Genomic DNA, 12,313 nt, shown 5'->3' with positions numbered 1-12,313 from the left:
TCTTATGACTCTCCTAGCAATTATCCGATCCAATATCGCAAAATCATCATAGCCACAATACCGACCAATACGGTTCCAAGTAGACTGCGTGTCCAGATGGCTACTGCAATCGTAGGCAGGGAGGCCCACAGAGCTGCATTGTGCCTAATCGGCACTAACTGGTTGCCCGACATGAACAGTTCCTGACCAATCAGTGCTGCCATGACTGCTACGGGTACATACTCCAGCCAGCGTAATAACCACATTGGAATCTGTATCTTGCTGAACAGCATCAGTGGCAGTACACGCGGGATAAATGTTAATAGCGCCGAACCCATAATAATCCAGAATACATCCCATCTTACTTCCATCGTTCCATGAACACTCCCATCGTTGCCGCAATGACCGCAGCCACAATGACACTCATGCTGCCAAGTGAAGCCATGCTGGCGAAGATTACACAGACAACGGCGATAATAGCCACATTAATGTGTATTTTTTTGTTTTTGCGATGCACCAACTGGAGTACAACCAGTCCAATAAACATCGCTGGCAGGGCATAATCCAGACCCAGTCGTTCAGGATTGGTGATCCAGCGTCCAAAGTACGCTCCCGCCATATTAGCCACGAACCAGTTCAGATATGCGGTAATATTCAGACCATGCATCCAGCGTTCACTAAGCCTTTCCCTGCCAATCGCACGTGTCATCGCCACGCCGAAAGACTCATCGGTAAGCAGTGAACCAATCCACATATTTTTAAGCGGGGTCAGATGCCGAAAATACGGTGATACAGCTGCACTGAGCAGCAAATGACGAAGATTCACAAAAAATATGGTAAACATGATGGCTATTGCTGATCCATTCGATGCGAGCATGCCTGCTGCAATGAACTGAGCCGATCCTGCATATAAAATCAGGCTGAGCAGTGCCGTTTCCGCCAGACTCAGACCCGCGGTCATTTCAATAACACCCGCCGCAAAGCCAATACTCAAATAACCAAGCAGGGTTGGGATACAATCTTTGACCCCCTGCATGAATGTAGCTTGATCCTGGACCTCTTCCATGTTCTCCTGTCCAGATATCTGTAGTGTACTTTGGTCCAACTGCCTTACAACCCCTCTCCAATTTCAGTCCCCATAAACCGATATATATGGATGTAGATCCATCAAGGTCCACTCTTCATGAAAACAACTTCTTTGTGTATTCAACATGACCAGTTACATGTCTTATGGATTTCACATTTTGCAGAATTCACTTCACATTAATTCAGAAATATACCACAAGATGTGCACTAAGGGAGAGACAGATTACTTTTTATAGAACAGATGTAATCCTAAATACCTACAAAACCGAAAAATATTTTCGCGAAACTCATAAATTATGTTGAATAAACGCGAAATTTGTCATACGATAGCACCAGAAACTTCTGGAAAGGATGGAATGAAATATCTTTTACCAGATGGGCTTGTCCACTAGACATGGGGATGGGTTACACAGAGGGGGAATGTGTATGAAAAAAATTCGTAAACAAGGGGTCAAAAGAACAATGCAGATGAGAGAGAAACTGATTTTGTCATTTGCCATTGTATTGCTCATTCCAACCATTAGTCTGGGCATTATCTCGTTCCAAACAGCTGATGCCAAGGTTGAAGAGAAAATGTATGAGAACGCGATCAGCAGTGTTACTGTGCTCAACCAAACTATTGACCAGATCATTGGTGCAACACGCAAAAATGTTGATTTCCTGGCAAGTCAGCTGGATGCAGGCAATGTCGGACCCAATCAGGGTGACGAAACAGATACCATCCGTACCTTGCTCGACGCGTACAAGGAAACGCATGATGACGTAGAACTTGCCTCCATCGGTACCGATCAGGGCGTGTATATTAACTCCCCTGTAACTGCGGTGAACAAAGAAGGATATGACCCGCGCGAACGCCCGTGGTATCAGGCTGCTACGCAGAACAAAGATGTCCCTACCGTAATCACCCCCTACTTATCAAGCAATACCGGCAATGTTGTTGCTTCAGTAGCTCAGACCTCAGCGGATGGCCATGGTGTCGTCTCTGTCAGCCTGTCGCTTGAAGCCCTCTCGAAGACGGTTAACTCCACGAAGATTGGCGAGAAGGGTTATATCTATATCATTGATAATGCCAATAAAATCATTGTACATCCTACCGAAAAACCGGGGACCGAAGGAACCATGGCACCCTATAAAGATATTTTTGCACAGAAAAACGGAAGTCTGACCTATACACTAAATGGAAACCAGGAACACGCCTTTTTCTCCACCAATGAAACGACGGGCTGGACCGTGGTTGGTGTCATTGACAGTGGGGAAGTGACGGCTTCTGTCCGTCCGATCCTATATACCACACTTATTGTTGTCGCGATTGCAATTGCGGTAAGCTCCATCATTATTTTCTGGATTGTGCAATCAATCACCAAACCACTGAACCGCTTGGTGAAGGCATCTGACGAAATTAGTAATGGTAATCTGACCATCGAGGTTGCTGTATTGGGACAGGATGAATTCGGCAAGCTGAGCACCAGCTTCAATAAGATGAGCGAATCCTTGCGAACCGTTATCCAGGACGTGCGACACACAGCTGACGAGTTAACCGCCTCATCCACACAATTGGCAGTCAACTCATCGGAGACAACCAAAGCAACAGAGCAAGTCGCCCTGATCACGGAAGAATCCGCAGCTGGACTTGAGAAACAAACAAGCAACCTGAAACATACGGCACTGCAGATGAATGAACTTGCTGGAGGTGTGGGACAGGTAACGAACAGCACACAGCAAGTATCCGAAGCTGCCATGCAAGCAAGTGAGCTCGCGGATAAAGGGAATGCAACCATGCAGACGGCCGTATCCGAGATGAGTTCCGTCAGTCGCTTTGTGCAAGGTATGGCAGATACTGCTGGACGACTTGGACAGCATTCCACATCCATTGGTGAGATGGTATCTGTCATTACAGATATCGCTACACAAACCAATTTGCTTGCTCTCAATGCTTCTATTGAAGCAGCACGTGCAGGTGAGCATGGACGCGGCTTCTCCGTTGTTGCCAGCGAAGTCCGCAAGCTGGCGGAACAATCGAGCCTGTCCGGCCAGAAGATTGTAGAGATGGTCGGAGCGATTCAACAGGAGATTTCAATGGCCAATCACAATGTACAGATCGGGCAACAGGATGTAAGCAACGGCATTCGTGCCGTTCAGTTTGCAGATGAAGCTTTTGCCCAGATTAGTGAGGCTGTTGGGGTCGTCAATCATCAGCTCGAGAACATTGCAGCCGCCTCACAACAGATGTCTGCAAGTACAGCCGAAGTGGTGCAATCCATTGATCAGATCCACGCCATATCGGAAACCAATGCCGATGGAACGGAGAACATCTCTGCTGCTACGGAGGAGCAAGTGGCTTCCATGCAGGAGATATCATCTTCTGCTGATTCCCTTGCCCATCTGGCTCATAAGCTGCAGAAGCTGGTTGAACAATTCAAGCTGTAGTCGTTGAACTAAAGATTGTTTACACTAACACTACGATGACAGAATAACCTTCCAATCGCTGTTATCGTACAGAAGATTAGTCCAACTTATTTAATAAATAGTCTGTAACATCAAAATCCCCTTTGCCATCACGTTGGCAGAGGGGATTTTGGTAATGATAGGACGTGAAATATGGCTGGATCGAAGGCGAAGGACTCTTCTTCTTCCTGATGAGCATCATCGATGTGTTCACCAACGTGTTTCAACTTGAGATCAATACTTGGCTAAAATATTGCATTTTGCGGACGAGGTTAAGCGCGTAATATTCTTGCCCTCGGTTCCTTTGTTTTCTGCATACTTTGTGCATGTCTTGTTTTCTGTCAGTTCTTCACTTTAATAGACCGCCCGATGAATTAATTATAAGCAGCCTCCCACTTGAACTGTATCCCCAATTGTTATTGATGTCTAACCTATGTACAACAATTTATTGGGTACGTTACCGATAGAAGTCCACCATATCTCCAAACAGCCGTTTAATAAATTCGAGCTCGCTTTCGTTATATCTTTCCAAAAATTCGTACATTCTTTGCTTTTCCTTCGTATGAAGCTCATCATGAGCAGCAAATAGCTTTTTGCCGATAGGCGTTAGCCGAAAATACACTTCCTTTTTGTTGTCGTTGAACTGGGATTTTCGCACCCAACCTGCCTTTAGTAATTTATTTGCGATCTTGGAGGTATTTCCTTTACTTAAATTGATTCTCTCCGCGATGGAAGTGAGATTGATCGGCTCCTGCTCTCCGATGCACGCAATGGTGTGCAGTTCCGTCATATTCAAGCTGAATTCTGATTCAATATGCTTCCGGATATCCTCCAGGTATGAGGCAGTTATTCGGGTTTCATATTGCTCTTTTTGCTCAAGAAACTGAACGAAAAATTCATGAATGGCCGTTTTGTTTTTACTGGCAGTATCCATCATTATGCTGGCTCCTCGACTTATTTGTTTTATTATATCATAGATTGTTCTCTGAGAAACATATGGGCATACCCATATTGGGATTAGGGTTGACATGGTAAATAGAAACCAAGTAAAGTTATATTGTTTCGTATGAAACTAAAATTATATATAATTTTAGTTTCACTTGTTTTAACAGGCAATAAAAAAGGTTCTAACGAAACAATAATTAATGAAGGAGGTTTGACGGAAATACTTGTCCACTTTTCAAGAGGAAATTTATAAAATATGGAAATGGAGCATACCTGCCTATGGAAGTCGTAAATCCGAAGACCTTGACGGATAAGGTTAAATCTGTAATTTCTCATGTCGTGGTGACTACTGCCTCCAAATTGGCTTTCATCTCAGGTCAGGTTTCTGTAGATGAAACAGGATTATTGGTCGGTTCAGGGGACTATTACGCGCAAGCGATTCAAGTGTTCACCAACCTTAAGTATGCATTGGAAGCCGTGCGAGCGGATCCCTTGTACATTGTAAAAATGAATATTTTTGTTGTAAACCACAACCCGGAATTGATTTCGATTATTTTTGAGGCAGGATTTCATGTGTTTGGCCCTAACTGGCCGAAGACAGCAAGTACGTATATAGGCGTTCAAGCACTAGCCGATCCTGAATGGCTTATCGAAATAGACGCTATCGTGATTTTCCCATAATGTATAAGAAAAGAGGGTTTTGATATGAAATATGAAGTCATCCTGATTGGTGGCGGACCTGTCGGCATGATGCTGGCTGGGGAAATGGCATTAGCCGGTGTAAAGGTCTGCGTCATTGAGCGATTAAAAGAGACAACCCCTTATTCACGCGCGCTTACCGTACATCCTCGAACTCTTGAAATATTAGATATGCGTGGAGTGAAATCACAATTAATCAGTCAAGGCCGCTTACTTTCGAGAGGACATTTCGCCGGATTAGAAACTCCTTTGGATTTCACCGTTTTGGATTCTTCTTCCAATCACACTCTATTTTTACCGCAGAGTGAGACGGAGAAGGTGTTGGAGGAATGGGCGCTTAGCCTTGGCGCAGAGGTCTGGAGAGAGGTTGAGGCTCTATCTGTACACCAGGATGAGGATGGGGTTGACGTTAAGATCGCAGGACCTCATGGAGAAACAACGTTAAGATCAGCTTATGTGGTAGGTACAGACGGAGCCAGAAGTTTGGTTCGCAAGCATGCAAATATATCATTTGAAGGTACAGATGCGACCTTCACGGCAATTCTGGGGGATGCCATTCTATCTGATTTGGCTCCTATGAGTGTCATATCCCGGATTACAGAAAAAGGATTGGTCAGCATCATGCCGATCAATGATCATATGTATCGGGTCTTGATGATCGATATGGAGAGAAGTAACATCTCTAAGGATGAGCCCGTTACATTGGAAGAGTTTCGTTCATCGCTCATCCGTACGACCGGAAGCGACCTGGGATTGAACGATGTGAAATGGATGTCCCGTTTCGGAAATGCGACGCGGCAAGCGGGACGATATCGGAATGGTCGATTGTTCTTGGCGGGAGATTCGGCGCACATTCATTTTCCCGCTGGTGGACAGGGAATGAACGTTGGCTTACAAGAAGCGATGAACTTAGGCTGGAAGCTTGCAGGAGCAATCAAAGGCTGGGCTCCGGACTGGCTATTGAACAGTTATCATGCCGAACGCTTTCCATGGAATACGGCCTTGCTCCGGAATACCGAGGTCCAAACCTTGCTTCTGGACGTGACTCCCCCTATCACGGAACTTCGAAGCATGTTAGCTAAACTGATTCAAATACCGGAGGCAAATTATCAAATCGCCGCACAAGTTTCCGCAATGGATGTACATTATGCTCCAGACGCCGAAGCACCTCCCCATCCTTTAAATGGGAAACGTTTTAAGGATCTAAGCTTAAAGCTGAAAGACGGGCAATTGATCAACGCCTATCCGTTACTACACAAAGGTACTTTTCTTCTGCTGCATTTCCATTCTAATGAACAGAATAGCGGTCAATGGGAATCGTATAACAACCTTCAAGTTGTACATGCCTCTTTGGCTGAGGCTGACGCGGATTGGAACGACGTCCACACGGCGCTTATTCGGCCGGATGGGCATATTGCCTGGGCGATTCTTCTATCCGATCCAAATCCAATGCAAACCATAAATGAAGGAATCACTCGCTGGTGCGGAGACATTACCGTGTAGTCATTCGTTCGAGGTGCACAACTGACTTCCCATAGGGTGAACTTGTATTTGGGGCGTCTGAATGAACTATCACGGTATGCTGCACTTAAAAAAACGCAATGCAATGTTCTCCATGAGTATGAAAATACCGCTCAAGCGTTATTCAACAACGCTCAGGCGGTATTTTCATTTCTGAGAAAGAAGGTACTTTACGCTCCATTTCGTTCCGCAGCTGCAGATCGGCGACGCAGGGACAATGAAATAATAGCCGGGATCAGTCCAATGGCAACCAAAGCTCCACCAAGCAAACCAACGGATGCTAGCGAGATGCTTTCTACAACAATACCTCCGATTACAGCCTCTACAGCTGCCCAACTGCACAATAGAATTATTCGAACTCATGATGATCCCTGAAGCCTGAGAAAATTAAGCAATTCTATGCATTCGCTTGAATAAGAGGGGTTTGGTCCGGAATAACGGGTTAAACCGATGGCTTTTTATCTCCGTGATATCCTTGATCTCCGTAGGGCTCTAACTGTTCAAACCAGCGATTCAGACATTTGGCGAGTGCATCTTTGGGATCGTAATACGGGTTATCGTCTTGCTTCAATGTCTCCAGCACCTCGATCACAAACGCATTCTCTCCATATTCATTCCATTCAGCCTGCAATCTTCGATTCAGATGGCTACCCATCTGTAACATAAACCGTTGTCCGTTAATGGTTTTCAGGTTAAGTGTGCTGTCGATATAAACTTTGCCGTTACGTTCATTCCGAATCTGGTAGACGCCCGCTTCCGTTTTAACTTCTTTGGCCTGTTCCTGCAATTCTTTGCGACGATTCATCTTCTCCTGCTCCCCCTTTTCTTTGCGCTCCGGTTTTCCAACTTCGGCGCTCTGTTGATCTGCGTGGCTTCCCAGCCAATACTGACTGCCGTCTGGCTCACGTTCCAGCAAACCATAGTCGACGAGATACCTCCGTATTTCCACGTAATCATCATGAACTTCCTTCAGCAGCTCATTGACCTGTTTCTCGGAATATTTGCGCTCTGTCTCGAATCGTTTGGCAATTTCGTTGAGCACGATATATTTATGCTTTTGCTGCATTTGAAACGTCGTCAGCGGACCGCCGGTACCCTCTGGAAAATACTTGTTCAGCACCTTCTCCCGATCCTGTTCTGTAATATCAAATGAGTCCGGATGGATCGTATGCCCATGTCTTGTTACCGGCGACACCCATTCAGCCGGGGCTTGGGTATCTTTACTCTTGAGAAGCTCCATTAATGCCAGAAATATCTTGGCCTGCCGTTCCTTCTCCTTTAATACAAACCGATGATTCCGGATCGTGGAAGCACTCCCGATGCCAAGGGTCTTCTGTACTTCAGCATCCTTCTTGCCTTCATAGAATTGTGACAACAAGCCCCGCTGGACATCAGACAATCCGGTTACGCTTTTATCCAGCTCCAGCAAATATTCAAATACCGATCCATGAACCTTCTCAATGTGCACTCGCATATAACGGGCTGCCTCATAGAGCACTCCATCTTCAGGATAGATAATCCCCGCTTCCGTCCTGTATCCGCAGCAGACACATATATAGGAGGAACCGTCCTCCATATAACCACGCTTGATCTCTTCCAATGAAGCTGTTTGCAACCAGGATTCCGATGATTTCATGTAAAAGCTCCTTTTTATCATTGTTATGGTCATTCCAACCGTATATTAATCAAATATTTTATAATTATGTTTGTTTATTTATAGATATAATATATTTTTGTTTGTTATATGTCAATATAACGGAAAAGAATGCTGTGTTTAAAGACATAACGGATGCCCCTTGTTCAACAGAAAAAAGACTGCAGGGTCGCAACCCTGCAGTCTCATTTCAATCTCTGTTACAACTTAAACCGTTCAATCATGCTTTGCAGATCTTCAGCCATACGTGACAATGCTGCCGAAGAAGCTGCAACCTCTTCCATTGTAGCCAACTGCTCTTGAGCCGCCGCTGATCCATCTTCCGTTCCAGAGGCAATTCTGTCCGACAGAACCATTGTATCACTTACTGCCTTGTTGATATGACTCATGCCCCCATCAATTTGACGGGAAGCCGTGGATACTTCTCCAGCTTGTGCAGCCACCAACTGTACCGCAGTACGAATGTTATTGAATGCTTCGCCTGCTTCTGTAACCATCTGCGAACTCTTCACCATACCTTCTCCCGTACGGGCAAAAGTGGATTGCACCGCATTGGTTTTCTCCTGCATCTCATGCATAAGCTCATTAATCCGCTCGGCTGAAGCGCCTGAACTGTGAGCCAGTGTCTTCACTTCGTTGGCTACAACCGCGAATCCGCGCCCTTGCTCGCCAGCTCTTGAAGCTTCAATGGATGCATTCAATGCAAGAATGTTCGTCTGCTTGGCAATGGCCGTAATCTCGGCCACAATCACAAGGATCTCTTCATTTTTCGCGCGCAGATCCTCAATGACCACAGACATGGCTTTGCTCTCATCATTCACCTGCTGAATATGGGTAACCGCTTCTTCTACTGTAACCATACCTGCTTCCGACTTAGTGGATGCATCCAGAGCGATACGAGCGGTGTCTTCAGCACTTGATGAGATCTCTTTGACTCCAATGGACATTTCGCCCACGAGTTGACCTGTAGCAGCAAGACTATTGTTCTGCAAAGTCGTTCCCGCAGCTGCATCCTGCATCAGTTCAGCCACTTGTTCTGTGGCTTTGGATGTCTGCTCGGAACTTGCCATTAGCTCTTCAGAAGATGCTGCCAACTGGCTGGACGTATCATGCACCTCTCCAAGCACACTACGCAGGGAAGTCGTCATCGTATCAAAGCTATCTCCAAGCTGTCCGAACTCATCCTTGCGCTGCAAACCAACCCGAACGGTGAGATCCCCGGCGCTTACTTTGGATGCTGCCTGCGTTAATTGCAGCAATGGCCGGTGAATACTGCGGATAATGAATATAAGCAGAATCAACCCGATAACCAATGCAGATGCCACAATTGTAATTGCACGGATCAAAATAGGCATTACGGCTTCACTTGCTTCGGAAGGAACCATCTCGCCAACAATTTTCCAACCTGTCACCGGATTGGTGAAATACACAGCTTCCACTTCGTGACCATCATATGTATACTTCACCGTTCCACTTTCCTTCGTATACATCTCATTAATGTAGCTTTCATCCGACTGTGTACCGGATTCAATATTGTAGTGGAACAGGAATTTACCCCCGTTATCCAGCATGTACAGTTTGCCTTCTTTACCAATACGTATCTGATCAACGGATTCTTTCAGATGATTGAGACTGACATTGGCCCCGAATACCCCTTTGCCATCGGCCAGCTTGGCGGCAACCGCTACAACCCATTCACCTGTCGTGGAAGACTGGAATGTATCCGAGATTACAGGTTCGTCCTGAGACATGCCCATCGTATACCATGAACGTTCACGCGGATCATAATTCTGTTCCCCGGAATCAGGAGATTTCATCCAGCTGCCATCTTCCGCACCTGCGGTGAGTACACCCAGTTCCTTATGATTCTGAGACATCCGATCCAGCTGCCTTTGAAGTGCAGGGGATTTATTAATAATATCGTTTGAAGTAATACCCGCAGCCATCTGCGCTGCGTTATCCTTCTCCATATCCAGCATTTGATTTATCTGCAGACTAAGCATTTCTGTTTTGGCTTGTGCGGAACGAATAATTTCCAGCTTAACCTGGTCAGCAGCTTTTTGATAAGACAACCAACCAACAGTAATGCTCGGTACAATCAGGAACAGGAGCAATGCAGCGATCAGGCGTTTTTTTACGGTTAAAGTAAACCAATTTCGAATCCTTTTCTTCATATAACTATCCCCCATCATAATCTTCACCCATCCTTTTATCGGACAATCGCTGTAAAAATATTATGTATAGATACTAAATTAGAATAAATTTAATCTTTTCGGTCAGTTTAGATGGATTCACCTAATCCTTCTATTCGTTTTGACCCCCTTAGCGAGATCGTTTACAATGCTCATAAGCTGGCTATTCATGAAACGATTGGAAGGAGAGGATTCAAATCTTACGCAAGTCACATGAAAGGCAACGTATTTCCACGGTCTATTCATCCATGTTCCGCATTCTGTTAGCGCTCATCCTGTGCGCAGGCCCGATTCTGGGACAGGCTGGTATTACGGCATCCGCAGCGCAGGCGACGCAAGCAGTTCACATTGAAGTGAATGGTGAGCAACAATCCTGGAAGAACGCACCACTTATCATCAAAGGTTCAACGTTTGTTCCACTGCGGGATGTGGTCACATCGGTTAAAGGCACGTTGAAATGGGATAATCGCACCAAGACGGCTACCATTACCGTTGGCAGAGACAAGCTGATCCATCAGGCTGGCAGCAATTCCATTAAAGTAAACAAGGTCGATCTAGCTACAGGTGTGAATTCACGTACCGTTAACGGTACGTTGATGGTACCTGTCCGGGCCATGGCTAATGCAATCAAAGCAGACATCAAGGTCCAACGCACAGCCACGGGGCAGATGAGTGTAAGTATGGTCACTGATCAAGTCAGCCTGCTGAACAGCGAGGTTGCCAGCGTTGATACGTATCTGCGCGAGATCAACTATCCAGGTATGGCTCTGATCGCCCGCGATGGCGAAGTACTTCTAAAGCAAGGCTACGGACTTGCCGATGAACAGACGCTGAACCGCCCGGATCAGAAGACTCGAATCGCATCGCTGAGCAAATCCTTCACGGCCGCGTCCATTCTGAGTCTGGTTGAGGATGGTAAGATTAATGTGCAAGATCCAATCTCCAAGTATATCTCCGGTATACCAAAGGGAGATCAGATCACGCTGCATATGCTGTTATCCCAGACTTCAGGTCTGCCATCTGCATTTGGTCGGGGTGAAGGAACTTCTATGGAAGAGACTGTAGAGGAGATTCGCCACAAAACGCTGAAGTTTGAACCAGGAAGTGCCTATCTGTACAGCAACAGCGGGTATGTTTTACTTGCATACGTCGTTGAACAGGTATCTGGCATGAGTTATGCCGATTACGTGCAGCAGACGATACTGAAACCACTTGGTATGAAGAATTCGGGAGAGGCCTCCCGTAAAGTGCACACGATTAGTGGTTTTGTTCAAGAAGATAACGCATGGGTAACTGCACCTTACTATGTGTCTCAATCCGGATCAGGAACCATCTATTCCACGGTGGACGATATGCTGAAATGGGATCGTGCGCTGTATACGGACAAGATTCTAAGCCAGGATACGATTGAACAGATGTATGAGCCTTATTCTGATAAAAACTATGGCTACGCCTGGATTCTCAAAGAGAATGGCGCAAACCGTACCGTCTTCCACAACGGTAGTGGTGGCGGGTTTGCCACAGCCTTTTCACGTAATCTGTCCGATGATATCACCATTATCCTGCTTGGCAACCACGCAGGTATGGACATGACTTCACTTTTGGATGAAGTTGAGGCACAGACAGCCAAAGCACTGCAATTGCAATAATCTATAATTAATAGCTTATAATGAGCAAAGAGACGGTCCTTTAAAGGATCGTCTCTTTGTGTTGTATATGTTCTCATTTTAACGACTCACACTTCCGTTTCGCTCAACCCACAATCCATCTCTTCTCCATCCTGCAAAAGGTA

General features: G+C 45.8%; 10 protein-coding genes. 4 read left to right on the top strand and 6 right to left on the bottom strand.

Features of this window, described 5'->3' with window-relative positions; all coding sequences use genetic code 11:
- Nucleotides 1-20 precede the first annotated feature (20 nt).
- Both C161_RS22970 and C161_RS22965 read right to left on the bottom strand, forming a co-directional pair.
- Nucleotides 21-350, bottom strand: coding sequence for an AzlD domain-containing protein (locus C161_RS22970; protein ID WP_036673050.1), 330 nt, complete (start codon nucleotides 348-350; stop codon nucleotides 21-23).
- A complete protein-coding gene (locus C161_RS22965; RefSeq protein WP_036673217.1) occupies nucleotides 341-1,045 on the bottom strand; it encodes an AzlC family ABC transporter permease in 705 nt (234 codons plus the stop codon). The genes C161_RS22970 and C161_RS22965 overlap by 10 nt, the downstream gene beginning before the upstream one ends.
- 446 nt (nucleotides 1,046-1,491) lie before the next feature.
- Between C161_RS22965 and C161_RS22960 the strand changes: the two genes are divergently transcribed.
- Nucleotides 1,492-3,492, top strand: coding sequence for a methyl-accepting chemotaxis protein (locus C161_RS22960; RefSeq protein WP_036673048.1), 2,001 nt, complete (start codon nucleotides 1,492-1,494; stop codon nucleotides 3,490-3,492).
- Nucleotides 3,493-3,967: 475 nt separating this feature from the next.
- On the opposite strand, the gene C161_RS22955 is transcribed toward C161_RS22960, so the two are convergent.
- Nucleotides 3,968-4,447: a MarR family transcriptional regulator gene (locus C161_RS22955; RefSeq protein WP_235193904.1), complete on the bottom strand. Its 480-nt coding sequence runs from the start codon at nucleotides 4,445-4,447 to the stop codon at nucleotides 3,968-3,970.
- Nucleotides 4,448-4,734: 287 nt separating this feature from the next.
- Between C161_RS22955 and C161_RS22950 the strand changes: the two genes are divergently transcribed.
- The gene (locus tag C161_RS22950) at nucleotides 4,735-5,136 is read left to right on the top strand and encodes a RidA family protein (RefSeq protein WP_036673047.1); all 402 of its coding nucleotides are present in this window, start codon (nucleotides 4,735-4,737) and stop codon (nucleotides 5,134-5,136) included.
- 24 nt (nucleotides 5,137-5,160) lie between these two features.
- On the top strand, nucleotides 5,161-6,657 hold the full coding sequence (locus C161_RS22945) for a monooxygenase (protein ID WP_036673046.1): 1,497 nt from the start codon (nucleotides 5,161-5,163) through the stop codon (nucleotides 6,655-6,657).
- A 188-nt stretch (nucleotides 6,658-6,845) separates the two neighbouring features.
- On the opposite strand, the gene C161_RS32445 is transcribed toward C161_RS22945, so the two are convergent.
- From C161_RS32445 to C161_RS22930, 3 genes are all read right to left on the bottom strand, one after another.
- On the bottom strand, nucleotides 6,846-7,019 hold the full coding sequence (locus C161_RS32445; RefSeq protein ID WP_176873052.1) for a hypothetical protein: 174 nt from the start codon (nucleotides 7,017-7,019) through the stop codon (nucleotides 6,846-6,848).
- A 98-nt stretch (nucleotides 7,020-7,117) separates the two neighbouring features.
- A complete protein-coding gene (locus C161_RS22935; protein ID WP_036673040.1) occupies nucleotides 7,118-8,311 on the bottom strand; it encodes a DUF2087 domain-containing protein in 1,194 nt (397 codons plus the stop codon).
- Between the two features lie 218 nt (nucleotides 8,312-8,529).
- A complete protein-coding gene (locus C161_RS22930) occupies nucleotides 8,530-10,503 on the bottom strand; it encodes a methyl-accepting chemotaxis protein (protein ID WP_162163209.1) in 1,974 nt (657 codons plus the stop codon).
- A 266-nt stretch (nucleotides 10,504-10,769) separates the two neighbouring features.
- Between C161_RS22930 and C161_RS22925 the strand changes: the two genes are divergently transcribed.
- Nucleotides 10,770-12,170 (top strand): serine hydrolase, encoded by a 1,401-nt coding sequence (locus tag C161_RS22925; RefSeq protein ID WP_036673027.1) that lies wholly within the window; start codon nucleotides 10,770-10,772, stop codon nucleotides 12,168-12,170.
- Nucleotides 12,171-12,313: the final 143 nt, after the last annotated feature.

It is taken from the genome of Paenibacillus sp. FSL R5-192 (genome assembly GCF_000517845.1).
Lineage (GTDB): Bacteria > Bacillota > Bacilli > Paenibacillales > Paenibacillaceae > Paenibacillus > Paenibacillus amylolyticus.
Note: the sequence above shows the minus strand (reverse complement) of the source record. Positions and strands in the feature narration are given on the sequence as shown.